At 38.1% G+C, this 19,680-nt stretch carries 20 protein-coding genes and 1 other annotated feature; of the genes, 19 read left to right on the top strand and 1 reads right to left on the bottom strand.

From position 1 onward, the window contains the following. Window position 1 precedes the first annotated feature (1 nt). The 13 genes from MHI34_RS02395 to ileS all read left to right on the top strand — a co-directional run bounded on the left by MHI34_RS02395 (window position 2) and on the right by ileS (window position 12,456). Complete coding sequence (locus MHI34_RS02395) at window positions 2-373, top strand: small basic family protein (RefSeq protein WP_036125237.1); 372 nt, start codon at window positions 2-4, stop codon at window positions 371-373. Window positions 374-468: 95 nt separating this feature from the next. Continuing rightward, window positions 469-1,752, top strand: coding sequence for a cell division protein FtsA (ftsA, locus tag MHI34_RS02390; protein WP_036125235.1), 1,284 nt, complete (start codon window positions 469-471; stop codon window positions 1,750-1,752). A gap of 53 nt (window positions 1,753-1,805) precedes the next feature. Further along, a complete protein-coding gene (gene ftsZ / locus MHI34_RS02385) occupies window positions 1,806-2,963 on the top strand; it encodes a cell division protein FtsZ (RefSeq protein ID WP_058843469.1) in 1,158 nt (385 codons plus the stop codon). Window positions 2,964-3,154: 191 nt separating this feature from the next. After that, window positions 3,155-3,988: a sigma-E processing peptidase SpoIIGA gene (locus tag MHI34_RS02380; protein WP_036125177.1), complete on the top strand. Its 834-nt coding sequence runs from the start codon at window positions 3,155-3,157 to the stop codon at window positions 3,986-3,988. Window positions 3,989-4,001: 13 nt separating this feature from the next. Continuing rightward, window positions 4,002-4,709 carry an RNA polymerase sporulation sigma factor SigE gene (gene sigE / locus MHI34_RS02375; RefSeq protein ID WP_009373518.1) on the top strand — a complete coding sequence of 236 codons (708 nt, stop codon included), beginning with the start codon at window positions 4,002-4,004 and terminating at the stop codon, window positions 4,707-4,709. A gap of 114 nt (window positions 4,710-4,823) precedes the next feature. Then, a complete protein-coding gene (sigG, locus tag MHI34_RS02370) occupies window positions 4,824-5,597 on the top strand; it encodes an RNA polymerase sporulation sigma factor SigG (protein WP_004227313.1) in 774 nt (257 codons plus the stop codon). A 128-nt stretch (window positions 5,598-5,725) separates the two neighbouring features. Next, window positions 5,726-5,968: a YlmC/YmxH family sporulation protein gene (locus MHI34_RS02365; protein ID WP_230593885.1), complete on the top strand. Its 243-nt coding sequence runs from the start codon at window positions 5,726-5,728 to the stop codon at window positions 5,966-5,968. 118 nt (window positions 5,969-6,086) lie between these two features. After that, complete coding sequence (locus tag MHI34_RS02360) at window positions 6,087-6,791, top strand: YggS family pyridoxal phosphate-dependent enzyme (protein WP_036125178.1); 705 nt, start codon at window positions 6,087-6,089, stop codon at window positions 6,789-6,791. Continuing rightward, complete coding sequence (locus tag MHI34_RS02355) at window positions 6,775-7,272, top strand: cell division protein SepF (RefSeq protein WP_036125175.1); 498 nt, start codon at window positions 6,775-6,777, stop codon at window positions 7,270-7,272. The genes MHI34_RS02360 and MHI34_RS02355 overlap by 17 nt, the downstream gene beginning before the upstream one ends. Before the next feature lie 20 nt (window positions 7,273-7,292). Then, complete coding sequence (locus MHI34_RS02350; protein ID WP_058843470.1) at window positions 7,293-7,574, top strand: YggT family protein; 282 nt, start codon at window positions 7,293-7,295, stop codon at window positions 7,572-7,574. A 273-nt stretch (window positions 7,575-7,847) separates the two neighbouring features. Next, window positions 7,848-8,636, top strand: a complete 789-nt coding sequence (locus MHI34_RS02345) for an RNA-binding protein (RefSeq protein ID WP_058843471.1) — start codon at window positions 7,848-7,850, stop codon at window positions 8,634-8,636. 95 nt (window positions 8,637-8,731) lie between these two features. Then, window positions 8,732-9,256, top strand: coding sequence for a DivIVA domain-containing protein (locus MHI34_RS02340; RefSeq protein ID WP_036125171.1), 525 nt, complete (start codon window positions 8,732-8,734; stop codon window positions 9,254-9,256). Window positions 9,257-9,352: 96 nt separating this feature from the next. Next, window positions 9,353-9,576, top strand: a binding site (T-box leader). A gap of 111 nt (window positions 9,577-9,687) precedes the next feature. Beyond that, window positions 9,688-12,456 (top strand): isoleucine--tRNA ligase, encoded by a 2,769-nt coding sequence (ileS, locus tag MHI34_RS02335; protein WP_036125168.1) that lies wholly within the window; start codon window positions 9,688-9,690, stop codon window positions 12,454-12,456. 104 nt (window positions 12,457-12,560) lie between these two features. Here ileS and MHI34_RS02330 read toward each other — a convergent pair whose 3' ends face one another. Then, the gene (locus tag MHI34_RS02330; RefSeq protein WP_036125166.1) at window positions 12,561-13,757 is read right to left on the bottom strand and encodes an AraC family transcriptional regulator; all 1,197 of its coding nucleotides are present in this window, start codon (window positions 13,755-13,757) and stop codon (window positions 12,561-12,563) included. Window positions 13,758-13,960: 203 nt separating this feature from the next. On the opposite strand from MHI34_RS02330, the gene MHI34_RS02325 reads away from it, so the two are divergent. The 6 genes from MHI34_RS02325 to MHI34_RS02300 all read left to right on the top strand — a co-directional run bounded on the left by MHI34_RS02325 (window position 13,961) and on the right by MHI34_RS02300 (window position 19,558). Further along, window positions 13,961-14,296, top strand: a complete 336-nt coding sequence (locus MHI34_RS02325; protein WP_036125161.1) for a hypothetical protein — start codon at window positions 13,961-13,963, stop codon at window positions 14,294-14,296. A gap of 24 nt (window positions 14,297-14,320) precedes the next feature. Then, window positions 14,321-15,889 (top strand): cation acetate symporter, encoded by a 1,569-nt coding sequence (locus MHI34_RS02320; protein WP_036125158.1) that lies wholly within the window; start codon window positions 14,321-14,323, stop codon window positions 15,887-15,889. Window positions 15,890-16,056: 167 nt separating this feature from the next. Beyond that, window positions 16,057-16,536 carry a signal peptidase II gene (gene lspA, locus MHI34_RS02315; protein WP_036125155.1) on the top strand — a complete coding sequence of 160 codons (480 nt, stop codon included), beginning with the start codon at window positions 16,057-16,059 and terminating at the stop codon, window positions 16,534-16,536. Next, entirely contained in the window at window positions 16,533-17,444 is a 912-nt protein-coding gene (locus tag MHI34_RS02310; protein WP_036125153.1) for an RluA family pseudouridine synthase, read from the top strand. The genes lspA and MHI34_RS02310 overlap by 4 nt, the downstream gene beginning before the upstream one ends. Before the next feature lie 240 nt (window positions 17,445-17,684). Next, window positions 17,685-18,230 carry a bifunctional pyr operon transcriptional regulator/uracil phosphoribosyltransferase PyrR gene (pyrR, locus tag MHI34_RS02305; protein ID WP_089931954.1) on the top strand — a complete coding sequence of 182 codons (546 nt, stop codon included), beginning with the start codon at window positions 17,685-17,687 and terminating at the stop codon, window positions 18,228-18,230. Between the two features lie 17 nt (window positions 18,231-18,247). Beyond that, a complete protein-coding gene (locus MHI34_RS02300) occupies window positions 18,248-19,558 on the top strand; it encodes a solute carrier family 23 protein (protein ID WP_058843474.1) in 1,311 nt (436 codons plus the stop codon). Window positions 19,559-19,680: the final 122 nt, after the last annotated feature.

The raw sequence follows: 19,680 nt of genomic DNA, 5'->3' as shown, positions 1-19,680 counted from the left end.
TATGTGGCTACCATTTTTAGGTTTGCTATTTGGACTTGCCCTTGGCTTGTTAACAAATATACAAATCCCCTCTATGTATGAAAATTATCTGTCAATAGCTGTTTTAGCAGCTTTAGATACATTATTTGGTGGTATTCGCGCGCAATTACAGCAAGTTTACGACGATAAAGTATTTGTATCAGGATTCTTTTTTAATATAGTTCTAGCAGCGGGTTTAGCCTTTATAGGCGTGAACTTAGGGATTGATTTGTATTTAGCAGCCATTTTCGCTTTTGGAGTACGTTTGTTCCAAAATATAGCAATAATTAGGCGTATATTACTAACCCGCTTAGATGAAAAACGTCACAAGAGAAAAAGAACTTCCATAGAATGAGAGAAAAATTGACCAAAATACTCGATTTGCTTAGACATTATGCCAAATTTACAATAGAATGAAAATAAGAGCATTTTTCAAGGAGGTGCAGCGAATTGAATCAGCAAGATTTATACATTTCACTTGATATTGGGTCCTCCTCTATCAAGGTATTAATAGGTGAAATGAGTGACGGGCAATTACATGTAATTGGCGTCGGAAATGTAAAATCGAATGGCGTTCGAAAAGGTGCAATTGTTGATATTGATGCAACAGTACAATCTATTCGAAAAGCAGTAGAACAAGCCGAACGAATGACAGGTTATCAAATTCATGAAGTCGTTTTAGGCGTTCCAGCTAACCAGACGATGTTACAGCTAGTTAAAGGTGTTGTCGCTGTGAATAGTGAAAATAGAGAAATTACAGATGATGATTTAGACAGAGTGGTAGAATCTGCACAAGTCATGTCGATACCTCCTGAACGTGAATTAGTTAACATCATTCCAAGACAGTTTATTGTAGACAACCTTGATGAAATTAAAGATCCTCGTGGTATGATTGGCATCCGCCTTGAGATGGATGCAACAATGATAACGACTTCCAAAACACTTCTACACAACGTTCTTCGCTGTGTAGAACGAGCTGGTTTAAGTATACGAGAAATATATTTGCAGCCATTAGCATCAGGCTACTTTGCATTAACTGAAGATGAAAAAAACCAAGGGACTGCCTTTATAGACTTAGGAGGCGGATCTACAACAATCACGGTATTTGAAGAGGGTTTGTTAACGCATACGGGTGTCATACCAGTTGGTGGTGATCATATAACGAAAGATATTTCAATCGTTTTAAAAACACCAACAGAACAAGCAGAGCAGATCAAACACCAATTTGGACATGCCTTTTATGACGATGCATCTGATGATGAAGTCTTTGAAGTGCCTGTTGTAGGTACAGATTCAACTGATCAGTACAGTCAGCGTTATATTTCAGAAATTATTGGCGCTAGATTAGAAGAATTATTGGAGTTAGTGATTGATGAGTTGGCGCGTTTAGGTGTTCGAGATTTACCAGGTGGCGTTGTTTTAACCGGTGGCGTTGCAAAGCTTGAAGGAATAGCCCAATTGGCACGTCAAATTCTACAAACGCGTGTAAGAATCTATACACCCGATTATATTGGCGTTAGAGAGCCTTCATTTGCGACGGCAGTTGGACTTATTCGTTACGCCTATTTAGAAGATGATTTTTACGGTAAGAGTACGAATACGCAACCTGTTGAATATGCAGCTGTAGGGGCTCAACCAGCTATAAATAAAAAGCAAGAGTATTCTACACCTTCAGAACCAAAAGAAAGCGTAATCGGGAAAGCAAAAAAATTATTTGATAAGTTTTTTGATTAACTAGAATGCGTAATGAATGATACAGAGTCGAGTTACCGTGGGAGGAAAAAGAGATGTTAGAATTTGATACAAGTGTTGATGAACTTGCAGTAATAAAGGTCATAGGTGTTGGTGGCGGCGGTAACAACGCGGTCAATCGAATGATAGAACATGGTGTACAAGGCGTTGACTTTATCGCAGTGAACACAGATGCACAGGCATTAAACTTATCCAAAGCGGAAATAAAGCTACAAATTGGTGCTAAATTAACGCGTGGACTAGGTGCAGGTGCAAATCCTGAAGTAGGAAAAAAAGCTGCTGAAGAGAGCAGAGAACAGCTAGAAGAAGTTCTTCGTGGGGCAGATATGGTATTTGTGACAGCCGGTATGGGTGGCGGAACAGGTACTGGTGCAGCCCCAGTTATTGCACAAATTGCACGTGAATTGGGAGCCCTTACAGTAGGGGTTGTCACACGCCCATTTACGTTTGAAGGACGTAAGCGCCAAACACAAGCAATCGGTGGAATTGGTGGCATGAAGGAATCAGTAGATACACTGATTGTGATTCCGAACGATAAGCTTTTACAAATTGTTGATAAATCAACACCAATGTTAGAAGCCTTCAGAGAAGCTGATAATGTTTTACGTCAGGGTGTACAAGGTATTTCGGATTTAATTGCAACACCTGGTCTTATTAACTTAGACTTTGCTGACGTGAAAACAATTATGTCTAACAAAGGTTCAGCATTAATGGGCATTGGTATCGCAACAGGCGAAAATAGAGCTTCTGAAGCTGCGAAGAAAGCAATTTCAAGTCCATTGCTTGAATCGTCAATTGATGGTGCTAAAGGTGTCCTTATGAACATTACAGGTGGTTCAAATCTAAGTTTATTTGAAGTACAAGAAGCGGCAGATATCGTAGCTTCTGCGTCAGATGAAGAAGTAAATATGATTTTCGGTTCTGTTATTAATGAAAATCTTAAAGATGAAATCATTGTTACAGTTATTGCGACTGGCTTCACTGAAGAAGCACTACAGCAACAACGTAATACAGCAAAACCGTCACTCAACATAAACAGACAATCTGCTCCACAACAACAGGCGCCGATTCGTGAACAACGACAAGAAACGCATGTTCAACAAGAGCAGCCACGTCAAAATCAGCAACATTATGCACAGGATGACATGCTTGAAGTACCTGCATTTTTACGTAACCGCAAAAATCGCGGATAAAACAAGCATAAATCTTCTAGAAAGCTCGTATTCTACTTAGGTAGGGTACGAGCTTTTTATATTGCATAACATGTTGTTCAAATGTGTAAGGAAACCATGTATTTTGTCAAAACATTTTCAGGAAATGATGCGATTGTTTGACAATATTTGTGGGAATAACGTGCTAACTTTGTAAGTAGGAGGCGGCTGTTATGTATGGAGAATGGCTGGTGCTCATTAATACGCTTTTTAATCTAGCAATACTCACGTTTACGGCAAGAGTAACAGGGGTCTTGGTGAAGAATTCAAGATTATTAATGAGTTCAATTTGTAGTAGTTTTGTAGCTGTCATTGGCGGTCAAATGCTGTGGACGACGATTCTTAGTTTTATATTGCTAATTGGTATAGCATTTCACTTCAAGATTCGAAGTTTTCAGAAGCAAGGTCCTATTGTATTAACAGCAACAATCGTTATTGGCGGTTTATTAACAGCTCTACAACCTTTTTTGAAAAATCTTTCTGTTACCCATTTTATTATGATTTGCTTTTTACTTGCAGTTTTAAATCTTATTGCATTCTACAAGCAATGGGGTTTTGTAAAGCTAGAACGCTTAAGTGGTCAATTTGTTTTTGATACAACTTTAAAAATTTTTGGGGCAACCATACCACTTTCTGCTTTTGTGGATACAGGTAATCAAGCTATTGAGCCATTATCAGGAAAGCCGGTTCATTTTGTTTCCTATACAGCTTTACGGCCACATTTACCTTCAGCGTTCCGTCAATCATTAATAGAATGGCAAGAAACAGATCCGTACAATGTATCCATGTTTTCAGAAGATTATCAGCGTTATATACGATTTATTCATGTTAATACGGTACAGCAGCAAACCGTAGTGCTTGGTTTTCGTTTTGATGAGTGGCATATAAAGGGGGAGCCCTCACAAGTGAAAACGAATGAATATATCGTTTTAACCAAGAAAGCTAAAAATTTTCCACATAGCACAGCAGCAATTTTACATTTTTCAGCGCTTTCAAATAACTCATAGAGGGGGAGAACTATTGCTTCTTAGGCTACTTGCTAGCTTGAAAAAATTATGGAGTAAGTTTCGGAGTCGTGAAACGTACTATATAGGGGGAAATGATTCATTGCCAGTGCCATTAAGTCGAGAAGAAGAAGTTACAGTCATTGCATCCTTTATGAACGGTGATTTACGTGCTAGAGACACACTAATTGAACGTAATTTACGTCTTGTTGTATATATTGCAAGACGTTTTGATAACACAGGCACGCCAATAGAAGATTTAATCAGCATAGGCTCGATTGGTTTAATTAAGGCGATTGAAACGTTCAATACTGATAAAAATATTAAGCTTGCAACATATGCATCACGTTGCATTGAAAACGAAATTTTAATGCATTTACGAAAAACAAGTCGTATGAAGGGTGAAGTTTCACTAGATGAACCACTAAATTCTGATGCAGATGGAAATGAATTATTACTGTCAGATATTTTAGGAACAGAAGAGCATATTATTCTTGATAATGTTGAGAAGAAAATTGAACGTCAGCATATGTTCCATGCGATTAATTTATTAGGTGCGCGAGAGCGGTATATTATGGAATGTCGTTTTGGTCTCAATGGAAAAGTTGAAATGACTCAAAAAGAAGTGGCAGATCATTTAGGCATATCGCAATCATATATTTCCCGATTAGAAAAGAAAATTATTCAAGATTTACGTGAAAATTTAAATCAACCGATTTCGTAGAAAGGGAAATTTAACCTGCCTAAAATTGGTCGCAGCTTTTGTGCATATTCTTGTTTCTCTCGGACAAACTGATGTCACGGTTTAGTCAGAGAATAACATCCGGAGGAATCGAATATGCGAACAAAAGTAGATCTTTGCGGCTTAGATACATCGACTTTGCCAATTTTAAAGCACGAGGAAATGAAGGAACTCTTCATCCGTTTACAAGCTGGAGAAACTGAGATTAGAGAAGAGCTTGTCATGTGCAATTTAAGGTTAGTGCTTAGTATTGTCGGTAGATTTGCCTATCGGGGTGAACAGGCAGATGATTTATTTCAAGTGGGCTGTATTGGGCTCATGAAAGCCATTGATCATTTTGATTTAAAGCATAATGTAAGATTTTCGACATATGCTGTACCAATGATTATTGGTGAAATTCGTCGCCATCTGCGTGATCATCATGCATTGCGTGTATCGCGCTCTCTAAGAGATATAGCTTATAAGGCAATGCAGGCAAAAGAGCAATGGATAACCGATAATTTGCGTGAACCAACGATTGAAGAAATTGCTGAGATGATTGACATGAAAAAAGAAGATGTTTTATTCGCTTTAGATGCCATTCAAGATCCAGTTTCATTACAGGAGCCCATTTATTCAGACGGTGGAGACGCTGTTTATATGATGGACCAATTACGTGATGATGATGTATCAGAGGATCAATGGGTTGCCTACGTGTCGGTAAAGGAAAGCTTGCAAAAGCTAGATGAACGTCAGCAAATGATCGTTGCAAAACGTTTCTATTATGGCGAAACGCAAACGGAAATCGCGAAGGAATTGGGGATTTCCCAAGCACAAATTTCACGTCTTGAAAAAAATGCTATTGAAACAATGCAAAAAGATTACAAATAAAAAAATGCGCATCGGATTATTCGGTGCGCATTTTATCTTCATTCAATGAACAAGTGATACATAAATATAAAGTAACAGCTAAGTTTGATGATAGAAATGAATGTACAAAAATAAAGAATAGAGGAGGTATGTCATTGCGTTTTTCATTATTACAGCAAAAAGAAGTGATTGAAGCAGGAAATGGGCGATTTATAGGTTTTGTAATAGATGCTGAAGTCTCAAAAGAAACGGGCTATGTGACAGCATTTTTGATTGCAGAGCCTCGTAAATATCTTGGTTTTTTTAAAGGGGAAGAGTCTGTAAGAAAAGTGTATATGAAAGATGTGCTTGTCGTTGGCAAGGATGTTATTTTAGTTAAAGCACTTTCCTAAGGCATATGTTAATAAAATTGTGGTGAATGTAAACTGACATAGGTCAGGCTATTCATTGATAAATCAAGCATTGCTTGTTACAATAAAAGAAACTATTGTTGTAAAGTTGGGAAAAACAGTGACAAAAATCTTAACAAATTTAAACAAACTACATGATTTAATAACAGCAGCAGAAAAAAAAGGCAATCGTCAGGGTGATAAAGTCCAAATAATTGCCGTAACGAAAGAAGTTTCTGTTGAAAGAACACAAGAAGCAATTGATGCAGGACTCTCTCATTTAGGAGAAAATAGACCTGAAGGCCTGCAACGTAAAATTGCAGAGATTCATGCTGATGTACATTGGCATTATATCGGGTCACTTCAAACACGTAAAGTAAAACAAGTCATTAACAGCATTGATTATTTACACTCCTTAGATCGTTTGAGTCTGGCAGAAGAAATTGAAAAAAGAGCAGATCGGCCAGTTAAATGTTTTGTACAAGTAAATGTTTCGGGTGAAGAATCAAAACATGGCTTAAGTATCGAAGAAGTTTTGCCTTTTGTAGAAGCGTTAAAGAGTTTTACAAAGATTCAAGTTGTAGGTTTAATGACCATGGCACCAAATACAGAAGACGAAGCAATCATTCGCTCTGTTTTCAAGCAATTAAAACAATGTCAACAGCAAATAGCCGAGCAAGGATTCGCACACGCACCTTGTACCGAGTTATCAATGGGCATGTCTAATGACTTTGAAATTGCGGTAGAGGAAGGGGCTACTTTTGTTCGAGTCGGAACGGCTCTTGTTGGAAATGAAAGAGGGGAACAGGATGAGCATGAAAAATAAAATTAAAAACTTCTTTTACCTTGAAGAAGAACTAGAAGAAGAAATCACGCAAGCTCCTATTCAGCAGCAACAGCCCATACAACAACAGCAACCGATTCATTCCGTAAAGCCTAAAAAAACGATTAAAGAGCGTAGGGCGCCTATTCAAGAAATTATGCCGCAAAGTTCAGCAACGCCTAACAACATTGTAAGCTTGCAGGCAGCTATGAGCTCTAAGGGAGCAAAAGTTGTTTTAATTGAGCCTAGAGTTTATGCAGAAGCACAAGATATCGCGGAGCATTTAAAAAATAAGCGTGCTGCAATTGTCAATTTACAACGTATTGAACGAGAGCAAGGTAAACGCATTATTGATTTTTTAAGTGGTACAGTCTATGCACTTGCCGGGGATATCCAACGTATCGGTAAAGATATCTTCCTTTGTACGCCAGATAATGTAGAAGTGACTGGTGAAATTACAAACTTTATTTTAGACGATAATTAATAGCGAGGATTGTAGTTTATATGACTTTTTTTATAATACTTGGTTATGTATCATTAGCATTTAGAATCTATTCATTTATGCTAATTGGCTATATTTTAATGTCTTGGGTGCCTGCCGCTCAAAATTCAGCCATTGGACGTATGCTTGAAAAAGTGTGTGAGCCGTATTTAGGGATTTTCAGAAAGTTCATTCCACCACTTGGAATGATTGATATTTCACCAATTGTGGCTATCTTCATGTTGAATTTTATTGAACGAGGGCTTGTTATAGTCATCCAGAAAATATTTCTTATGTTCGTTTAGCAGTAAATCCTCACTCTTAGGTGGGGATTTTTTATTTAGCAATGTTTTTGTACGGAAAGAGCAACGGTGGTTCAAAAAAATAGAGGGTGATAAAGGTTTATTTAACGGGTGTTCAAATATCCTTGTATAATGAGACTGCCCCAGTGGAAAAAAGAGCTTTTCAAGTAAATGTAAAAAAATTATACTCAATGATGCAAAGACGTCATAACTTGGAAATACTATGTTCATCCAGCCCACCAAGCATATAGAACTAGTGAAAGAGGAGACAACGAGATGGAACACTTAATTCAGCATTTTCGAAAAGATGAACAACCGTTTATTGAACAAGTAATAAGTTGGCAGCGTGAGGTAGAGGATCGCTATGCACCTAAGCTAACAGATTTTCTTGATCCCAGACAGCGTTTTATCGTGACATCTATTATCGGACAGGACGACACATTGAAAACGGCATGTGCAGGGTTATTTGACGGGGCAGAGAGACAGCGTATGCTTATTTATCCTGCTTACTATGAAGTTATGGAGGAAGACTTTCAGCTGACAGTATTTACAATTCACTATCCTATGAAATTTGTCCAGCTCCGGCATCCAGATGTGTTAGGGGCCTTGTTATCATTAGGCTTGAATCGTGGTAAATTTGGTGATATACGTGTCAATGAGCAGCAGGTGCAATTTGTAGTAGCACAAGAGGTAGCAGATTATGTTCGTTTGCATTTAACGGGTATTGGTAAAGTCAAGGTACATGTTGAATCTTTAAAGCAAGACGAGCCACTTCTCTTCAATGAGGATGAGTGGTTTGAGGAATCTCATACTGTTTCATCCATGCGTTTAGATGTGATTATCGCTACCATTTTAAATGTGTCACGTCAAAAGGCACAAGCTTTGATTACTGGGAATAAAGTACGTGTCAATTGGACAGAGCGAGATACAGTTGCCTTTGAATTACAAGAAGGGGATATTTTATCGATACGAGGGAGCGGTCGTGTGAAAATTATTATGACAGAAGGCCGTACAAAAAAGGATAAAATCCGTCTGCAAATCGGTCGATTGGCCCAAAAAAGCTGAAAGTGAAGTAAATTTCATTAATTTTTACTGCTAAGTTGTCGGAACAATTGTATAATAGAAATTACGAATGTACATGTAAAGGAGAGAAGGATTGTATGCCATTATCACCTATTGATATACATAATAAGGAGTTTACAAAAGCTTTCAGAGGTTATGCTGAAGATGAAGTAAATGAATTTTTAGACCAAATCATTAAAGACTACGAAATTTTGTTACGTGAAAAAAAAGAGGTTGATAAGCAATTAGAGATGGCCTTAGAACAGGCGAGGCATTTTAGCTCCTTAGAAGAAACTTTGCAGAAGTCCATTGTTGTTGCACAAGAAGCGGCTGATGAAGTGCGAAGAAATTCACAAAAAGAGGCTAAACTCATTGTAAAAGAGGCTGAGAAAAATGCTGATCGAATTGTCAATGATGCTTTAACAAAAGCTCGTAAGGTGACGATTGAAATTGATGAGCTTAAAAAACAATCTAAAGTATTCCGTAATCGTTTCAAGATGCTTGTTGAGGCACAGCTTGATTTGCTTAATGCTGATGACTGGGATCATTTGCTTCAATATGATATTGATTTAACAGAAATTCAAGCATCTGTTGAGGAAGCACAAGAATCTGAAGAGATGTAACTTTTCTTTTTAATGGTTGCACTCGACAAATGAAACTTGACGCCATTGTTTGAATTTCATATACTTTGTAATAGTAATTATTTTGAAAAGATATGCATACAGGCAGAGACGAAGACAGTATTTGTTAGGCGTAGTTAAGCGATTTGGGGACAGTGAGAGCCCAAACATGCAACTAACATTGAACATCACTTCTGAGCTAAATAGCTGAAAAAAGTAGGTTATTTCGTGATGCACGACGTTAACGTGCTTGAAAGAGGTAGTGCAATATTTTTGTGCTACAAGTAGGGTGGTACCGCGAGTAGAAGCTTCTCGTCCCTTAGTGGGATTGAGGGCTTTTTTTATTTGTTCGCGAATTGTTTGAGTTGCGTTTGCCAATAACTGTCCTAGAAGTAATTGTCTATATGCTTGGGTAAAATAAAGGAGGAATTTTAATGGTTGAATACAAAGATACGTTATTAATGCCAAAAACAGATTTCCCAATGCGTGGGAATCTACCGGCGAATGAGCCAAAAACGCAAGAAAAATGGAATGACATGGATATTAACAAATTACAGATGGAACGTACTGCCGATCGTCCAGAATATGTTCTACATGATGGTCCTCCCTATGCAAATGGTGATATCCACATCGGCCATGCCTTAAATAAAGTATTGAAGGATATGATTACACGTCATCGTTCAATGACTGGCTACCATGTGAATTATATTCCAGGCTGGGATACGCACGGTCTACCAATTGAACAAGCACTGACAAACAAAGGTGTAAAGCGTAAAGAAATGTCAGTAGCAGCATTCCGCCAACTTTGTGAAGAGTATGCATATGAGCAAATTGATAATCAACGTGCCCAATTCCGTCGTCTAGGCATTCGTGGTGATTGGGAAAACCCTTATATTACATTAAAGCCTGAATTTGAAGCACGTCAAATTGAAGTGTTCGGTAAAATGGCTGAAAAGGGTTACATTTATAAAGGCTTAAAACCAGTTTATTGGTCACCATCTTCTGAGTCTGCTTTAGCAGAAGCTGAAATTGAATATAAGGACATCAAATCACCATCAATCTATGTTAGCTTTGCTATTAAAGATGCGAAAGGCATTGTACCAGCAGATGCTAAATTTATTATTTGGACAACAACACCTTGGACATTACCAGCAAACTTAGGCATTTCTTTAAATCCTGAATTTATGTATGTTGTAGTTGCTGTAGCTAATAAAAAATTCATCATTGCCAAAGAATTATTAACATCAGTAGCGAATGCCCTTGGATGGGAAGACTATGAGGTTGTTCAAGAAGTAAAAGGGGAAGCACTTGATCGTCTTGTAGCGCAGCATCCATTTTATGATCGTGAATCTCTTATTATGGTAGGAGAACACGTAACTGCTGAAGCGGGTACAGGTTGTGTTCATACAGCTCCTGGACACGGGGAAGACGATTATCATATTGGTAAACAATATGGTTTAGGCATTCTTAGCCCTCTTGATAATAGCGGCTGTTATACAGATGAAGCACCTGGTTTTGAAGGCGTGTTTTATAATGATGCCAACAAACTTGTAACAGAAAAACTAAAAGAAGTAGATGCATTAGAAAAACTTGACTTCTTTACGCACTCTTATCCACATGACTGGCGTACGAAAAAACCTGTTATTTATCGTGCGACACCACAATGGTTTGCCTCTGTTGAAGCATTCCGTGGTGAGTTGTTAGAAGCTGTAAAAGCTACAGCATTTACACCAGCTTGGGGAGAAACTCGTCTTTATAATATGATTCGTGATCGTGGAGATTGGGTTATTTCACGTCAACGTGCTTGGGGTGTGCCGATTCCAATTTTCTACGCAGAAAACGGAGAGCCAATTATTACACCTGAAACAATTAGCCATATCTCAGCATTATTCCGTGAGCATGGATCCAATATTTGGTTCCAAAAAACAGCAAAAGAATTATTACCAGAGGGCTTTACACATCCAGGTAGCCCGAACGGCGAATTCACAAAAGAAAATGATATTATGGACGTCTGGTTCGATTCAGGTTCATCCCACCAAGGTGTACTTGTAGAGCGCGGCATGAAATATCCAGCTGATTTATACTTAGAAGGCTCTGACCAGCATCGTGGTTGGTTTAACTCATCTCTTATTACATCTGTTGCTATTAATGGCTATGCACCATATAAAGGACTATTAACACATGGTTTTGTTCTTGATGGTGAAGGACGTAAAATGAGTAAATCATTAGGAAATGTGATCATTCCACAAAAAGTAATGGATCAGTATGGAGCAGATATTCTTCGTCTATGGGTTGCTTCTGTTGACTATACAGCGGATGTACGAATTTCGATGGATATGTTAAAGCAAGTATCAGAGGTGTACCGTAAAATTCGTAATACATTTCGTTTCTTACATGGCAATATCGCTGATTTCGATCCAAAGAAAGATCGTGTTGCCTATGCAGAGCTTCGTGAGATGGATCAATATGTCTATATGCGTTTACAGGATGTCTTACAAACTGTTCGTGCAGCATATGATCGTTATGATTTCGCTGCTGTTTATCACATCGTCAATAATTTTGTCGCAGTCGAGTTATCTTCATTCTATTTAGATATTGCAAAAGATGTTGTCTATATCGAAGGTCACGACAATAAAGATCGTCGAGCGATGCAAACAGTTATTTACGATACATTAATGACATTGGTTAAAATCATGACACCAATCATCCCTCATACAACAGATGAAATGTGGTCTTATCTACATGCCCAAGGTATTGTAGAGGAAGTTTCTGTTCAATTAACGGACTTCCCAGAGGTAGATGTTCAAGAGAATTTTGAAAGCCTACGTACAAAATGGGAAAATATTATTGATGTACGTGACGATATCTTAAAAGCATTAGAGGAAGCTCGTAATGCTAAAACAATAGGTAAATCACTAGAAGCAAAAGTAACAGTATATGCCAAAGAGGATGTTGTAGCCTTATTGAATGATGTGAACATTGACTTTGCACAGCTTTCAATCGTTTCTGCTTTTGAAGTAGCTACTATTGATGAGGCGCCTGCTGAAGCTTTAGCACTTGAGCATGTATCCATTGTAGTTGAGAAGGCAACAGGGGAGAAATGTGAGCGTTGCTGGTCAATTTCTGAAACAATTGGTGCAAATGAGGCACATCCTACAGTTTGTGCGCGCTGTGCAGAAGTTGTAGAAAAATATTACGTTTAACGGAAATGAATAATAAGAATCTGCATTTCTATTGTAGATCATACGCAAGTCTCCTTGATGGGGGCTTGCTTTTTTTCATGGAGGTTTTGCAGATTCTTGTTAGATTATTTAAATAAAATTTCTGTCGTATTGCGATAGTCCGTTGGAGAGATTCCTACATATTTTTTAAAGGTTAAACTATAGTAATTAGGTGTATTAAAGCCACAGGTGGAGGAGATCTTTTCTACGGTATAGTCGTACTTCCGTAGAAAGGGTAAGCTCTTGATGAGGCGTGTAAAGGCAACATAGTCAACGAAATTACGACCAGTCTCTTTTTTAAATAGCCTGCTAAAATGTGTGGGACTAAAGCTTATATATTTTGCAACATCACGAACGGTCAATTGCTCATCATAATGTTCTTCAATATAATGAATGGCCTTTTGAAGCTGCACATGCTTTGTTAAATCTTCATAATATCTGATATGAATATTATCTATAGGTGGTTTTCTACGTGCTTTTCGTGCTTGACTATAGGACTCCTTTACGTGCATTGCGTCCTGAAACACTCCTCCAACCCCCATGAAAAGATGGATACAATAGTCCTTTTTAAGTGTCTCGATGACCTCCAATAGACATGATTCGCCTACTGTCCAATGTTTAAAAGAGTTATACTCAGTCGGAATTCTCATGAGAAGTAATAAGTAGCGTTCGAAATGTAAAAAAGATAAGGGTGCTTTATTGGCAAAATGCTGACGAAAAACATTTGTAATGTTACTGCTTGCGTCATGAGGAATAGCATCACTATCGATATAGCCCTGAATTAAGAACACAATATTAGGAATACAATTTGTTGATAAAAATGATGCAGATTGAATGATTTCTTGTTCATTATCAATTTCGCCACGTATAAGACGTTTCAAAAATGCTTCTCTGAACGGAGAGGTATGATGCTGGGACACTTGTTGTGATAGCTCAAGCATTGTGAGTGTACTTGCTTTCTTGTCCTGATAGGATGTGTACAGTTTTTTTACGATTCGTAAAAATTTTGATTTCTGTAATGGTTTTATGAGAAGTGCAGGTAAAACTAATTCAATTGCTATACCAGTCGAGTAGGTGAGGTGTTCTGTAACAATTGGGACAATTATACTATTAGGATAATTTCTTTTTAATCGATTAATCTTCACCCAATCAAATAACCGATTGACCTCATAGACAATAATGACCTCATCTTCTCGCTTAGGCACTTTACACTCCTCCAAAGCATTTGGTAAAACCTCTTTTAACCATTCACTCATTTGCTGTTTATCAAATGAGCTTTCCATATACCATACCACCTTTAAAATGCTACCAGCCTCCTACGAATGAAAAGATAAAAATATTTTAACTTAAAATAGCAATTATTTGTACTAATACAGCAAAATTTTATATCTATATTGTGGTTGAAATAGAATAAAATAATTGTAGTGCATAATAATTTGAAATTTCAGATAATTATTCGCTGATATGACAAAGGGGGAGTTAGCTTATGGCGGAAGTAGGCAGTCATGATTATGACTACGTGGAGGCAGGAACAATTGATGTGAAAGATCTACCGCCTCTAGATGCAACAACAAATAAAATTATGAAGGATGAATTTACAACAGGTTTAGGCTTAACGGTATTTTACTTTATTTTGATTTTTAGTATTCCTGTTATGAATTGGTTTGCTCCAGCATTTGCATTCAAGAAAATATGGGGCGGTATGACAGTCACATGGTTTGTGACAACGATTGTCATGATGGCTATGGCTTTTATTATTGCGTATGTGCATACGGCCATGTATGAGAAGCGTTTAAAAAAATACGATATAGCAAATAAGTAGGTGAAACAAAGGGGGAAGTGTTGAATGATGGAAGCTCTTTTAGAACCAAAGATGTTAATGACCGTTGCGTTAATGGGAACGATTGTCTACATTACGTATTTAACCAAGAGAAATGCAACAGCTTCGGATTTCTTTGTAGGTGGCCGAAGCTTTGGATGGTTTACAAATGGTTCTGCCATTGGCGGAGATTATTTAAGTGCAGCAACATTTCTTGGAATAGCTGGTTTAACATTTCAACTAGGTTATGATGGTGCTTATTATGCTTTTTGTTTCTCTATTGGATTAACATTATTAGCTATTTTCGTAGCGGGCCCTTTAAGAAGATTTGGTGCATTTACGGTTGCTGATTTTTTAGGTTATCGTTTTCATAGTAGCAGGGCTCGACTCGTAGCGGTTGCAGTCGTTTTAGCCATCTCAGGCTTTTATGCGGCTCCTCAATTACTAGGTGCTGCTCAAATATTAAGTATGTTTTTTGGTACTTCCTATGAATTTGGCATTATCTTTACATGTGTTGTCATGGTTTTTTATGTAGGGATAGGTGGAATGAAAGGTACGACAATCAACCAAGCTTTGGAGCTGTGGATTCGCCTTGGCGCATTTATTGTGATGTTAATTGCTGCAGTTTATGGTGGTTTGCATTACGATAAAATTTTAGCTGCCATCCATTCATTCAGTGGCCCTATTACAGGAACTTCTCCGTATGCCTTAGATGGTAATGATGTGAATTTTGATGGTGCCGCTTGGACAGGCACAGGCTTTTATTTCCCAACATTTTGGCAAACTATTAGTATGACCATTGGTTTAGCCTTAGGGACAATTGGGCTTCCCCATATATTATTACGCTTTTATACAAACCCAAGTGCTAAAGCAGCGCGTAAATCTGCGCTCATGGCTATTGGCATTGCTAGTACGTTTTTCTTATTAGCTGTTTATTTAGGTGTTGTAGGCCGATCTATTTTCATTTCGGGAACAGCTAGTGAGGAGGTAATGCGTGATTTAGTATTAGGTGGGAATAACATGGTCATTCCGACGACAGCCCTTGCGCTAGGTGGTAAATGGTTACTTGGTTTAGTAATTGCAGGTGCATTTGCAGCTATTTTCTCTAATCTTTCAGGGCTATTTATTACAAGCTCTGGCGCATTAGCCCATGATTTATATGCCAATATTATGAAAAAGGATATAACACAAAAACAACGTGTTGTAGCTGGTAAAGTGGCCATTGTATTATTAGGGATTTTATATGGAGCACTTGGTTTACTTGTCAAGGATGCATCCATCGGTCATTTAGTGGCGCTCGCCTTTACGGTTGCAGCAAGTACATTCACGCCAATCTTTATTCTCGGTATTTGGTGGAGGGGCATGACAGAGAAGGGTGCCATTGCAGGATTGCTCATTGGTCTTGGCGTGTCAATGTGGATGATCTTTTTACCAGGAACATTACCAAGTTTCTTGCAGTTTAAAATACCAGGTATTGTGACAGTACCGGTTGGCTTCTTATCTGTTATTATCGTGTCACTACTAGATCGTAAAGTTCCGGCTGATGTCAATGATTTCATGAAGCGAGTGCATTCGAAAGAATCTGAAACCGTTTAACTCAACAAGTCAGAGCTATTTCTATTGCTTAAAAAGTAAATAGAAATAGCTTTTTTATATTCTTGAAGGAGATTGGGCATCCGCCATCTTTTGATGTGATATTAGTTATTGTGATGGGTGCTGTTATGGTAGAATAGGTAAGATGTTGAGTGAACGGAGGAATGACTGTGTATAAATATTATGGATTGGCTGCTTTTGTTGTTTTATTAGATCAATGGACAAAATGGCTAATTGTGAAAAATATGGAGTATGCTGAACGCATTGCTGTGTGGGACCCATGGTTTGGCATTTTATCTCATCGTAATAGAGGTGCAGCATGGGGGATGCTAGAAGGGCAAATGTGGTTATTTAGTATCGTAACAGTTGCTGTCATTTGTGCCATTCTCTACTTTTATCATAAAGAGGCAAAAGGAAAGCCCGTTTTTCAAGTGGGTTTAATGCTATTACTTGGTGGCGCATTAGGAAACTTTATCGATCGTCTTTTTAGAGGAGAAGTGGTCGATTTTGTTGATGTTTTAATTCCAATTATTAATTATGACTTCCCTATTTTTAATGTGGCAGATGCTGCATTAACTATAGCTGTCGTTGTACTAATGATTGGTTTGATTATGGAAGATAAAAAAGAAAAGAAACAGGTGAAACAATGACGCAAGTAACATATACAATCGAAGAACAGCAGCAAGGAGAGCGCATTGATAAAGCACTTTCAAGCTTACAATCAGAGTGGTCACGTACACAAATTGGGAACTGGGTTAATGATGGGATTATCAAAGTGAATGGCGATGCTGTAAAAGCAAAATATAAAGTAAAAGCTGGTGATGTCATCTTGATTGATGTACCAGAAGTAGAAATTCTAGATGTAATAGCCGAAAAATTAGATTTGGATATTGTTTATGAGGATGCAGATGTCCTTGTTGTCAATAAACCAAAGGGGATGGTCGTTCATCCAGCACCAGGCCATATGTCCGGTACACTGGTAAATGGTTTAATGTATCAATGTAAGGATTTATCCGGTATTAATGGTGTGATGCGACCTGGTATTGTCCATCGTATTGATAAAGATACGTCAGGTCTATTAATGGTGGCTAAAAATGATACAGCCCATGAATCGTTAGTGAATCAGTTAGTGAATAAAACGGTGACACGTAAATATATTGCCCTTGTACACGGTCATATCGCACATGATAAGGGGACAATTGATGCACCGATTGGTCGCGATCAAAAGGATCGTCAAAAACAGGCAGTCGTTGATAACGGTAAACATGCGGTGACACACTTCCAAGTTGTGGAGCGTTTTGGTGATTATACACTAGTAGAATGTCGTTTAGAAACGGGACGTACACACCAAATTCGTGTGCATATGAATTATATCGGCTTCCCACTAGTGGGAGATCCAAAATATGGTCCGAAAAAGACAATAGACTTTGGTGGACAAGTTTTGCATGCTGCAACTTTAGGATTTGATCATCCTTCTTCTGGTGAATATTTGGAGTTTGAAACACCACTTCCAGTTGATTATGAGCAATTATTAAATGATTTACGAAATAGGCATTGACGAATAAGAAAAGAAAGTCTATACTAACCACAGTGAATGAACAACATAACTAAATATTCACCTTTAATAGCAGTCCAGAGAGGCTGAGAAGGGACATGTGATAGTGTTGCAAAAATTTGTGCTGCAAATTTTTCGACATGCTTTTTTCGACACGTATACAACCCCTCTCAGGCTATTCGCCTCGAGAGGTTTTTTTATGGACACATGGCTGACACTAGAGTAGAGAGAGGAGGAACGGATATGGCACAAAATGAATTATTAGATGGCCCATCAATGACAAGGGCACTCACACGTATTGCCCATGAAATTATTGAACGCAACAAAGGAATCGATGAATGTATTTTAGTTGGCATTAAAACAAGAGGTGCCTTTCTAGCCAAACGTTTGGCACAACGAATTGAAAAAATTGAAGGTAAACCTATTCGTACAGGGGAAATTGATATTACGCTATACAGAGATGATTTAACAACCAAACATGAAAACGAACAAGCACATGTAGAACAAGTTGATATTGAGTATGTAGTGAAAAATCAAAAGATCATTTTAGTAGACGATGTACTTTATACAGGACGAACAGTACGTGCAGCACTGGATGCTGTAATGGATTTGGGGAGACCTGCTCAAATTCAACTAGCCGTGCTAGTGGATAGAGGGCATCGAGAGTTGCCAATTAGAGCAGACTATGTAGGGAAGAATGTTCCAACTTCTGGCTCTGAGCGCATCATTGTCAACTTACAAGAAGTAGATGGAGAAGATTGCGTCATTATTTATAAAGAAGACGAATAATAAAGTGAGGAAACAATATGTCAAATGCAGTTTTAGATATTAAGGATAAACCAACTCCACTTCAGCTTGTGACATTAAGTTTCCAGCATATGTTTGCGATGTTTGGATCAACAATTTTAGTGCCACAGTTAGTAGGACTTAGTCCAGCGATTGCTCTTTTAACAAGCGGGATTGCTACATTATTCTTCCTATTAATTACGAAATTTCAAGTACCAGCCTATCTAGGGTCATCCTTCGCCTTTATAGCACCAATCATACTTGCGGCAGGCGGTTTAAATGATGATGGCTCGAGTGTCCACCCAGGCAATGCCATGATCGGTGCGATGGCTGTCGGGATTACGTATGGAATTGTATCCTTAATCATTTGGAAAAGTGGTTATAAGTGGATTATGAAAATTTTGCCGCCAATCGTGGTAGGTCCAGTTATTATGGTAATTGGACTTGGACTATCTGGTACAGCTGTGAATATGGCCATGAACGTCAATGGAGAGTATAGCTTTTTACACTTCTCAGCTGCTTTAGTTACGGTCTTTACAGCGATTATCTTTACGATTTTCTTTAAAGGAATTTTAAGCACTATGCCAATTTTGATGGGCTTAATCGTAGGGTATATTTACTCCATGATCGTAGACATCGTAGATTATACACCAATTGCCCAAGCAAAATTCTTCGCAATGCCTGATTTCTTAATACCAGGTGTGCATTATGAGTTTGAAATAACAACAAAAATTCTACTTATCATGGTACCAATCGTGATTGTAACAATTTCGGAACATATTGGTCACCAGCTAGTATTAGGAAAAGTAGTAGATCGAGATTATATTAAAGAGCCAGGGTTGCACCGTTCCCTATTAGGAGACGGACTTGGAACATTTGTGAGTGCTATAATCGGGGGGCCTCCGAAAACAACTTACGGTGAAAATATTGGTGTACTAGCTATTACTCGAGTGTACAGTATTTACGTTATTGCAGGTGCAGCAGTGGTTGCCATCTTACTATCATTCTTCGGGAAAGCAATGGCAGTGATTGCAACGATTCCAACCGCAGTACTTGGGGGAGTGTCCATCTTACTCTTCGGAATTATCGCAGCAAGTGGCCTACGTATGCTAGTAGATAATCATATTGATTTTGGTAATAGCCGTAACCTAGTTATTGCTTCAGTCATATTAGTCATTGGTATTGGCGGTGCCAAGTTTGTTATCTCTGAATCATTAAGTGTTGAAGGGATGGCACTAGCCGCGATTATCGGTGTGCTATTGAATGCGATTCTACCAGGTAAGAAAGAAGCAGATATACCCGTACAATACAATCAAAATAAAGATTCATAGTAGTACCTTTTAATGAATTGTCCAGAGAGGCAAAAAAAGGGAAGTTGTGGACAGGCTGAAGTAGGATGTATGTCTTGCTGTAGTTTGTCACGCCTCCTTATGCCTCGTTGATGACATCAACG

Source organism: Lysinibacillus sp. FSL L8-0126 (assembly GCF_038630385.1).
Classification (GTDB): domain Bacteria; phylum Bacillota; class Bacilli; order Bacillales_A; family Planococcaceae; genus Lysinibacillus; species Lysinibacillus fusiformis_D.
Note: the sequence above shows the minus strand (reverse complement) of the source record. Positions and strands in the feature narration are given on the sequence as shown.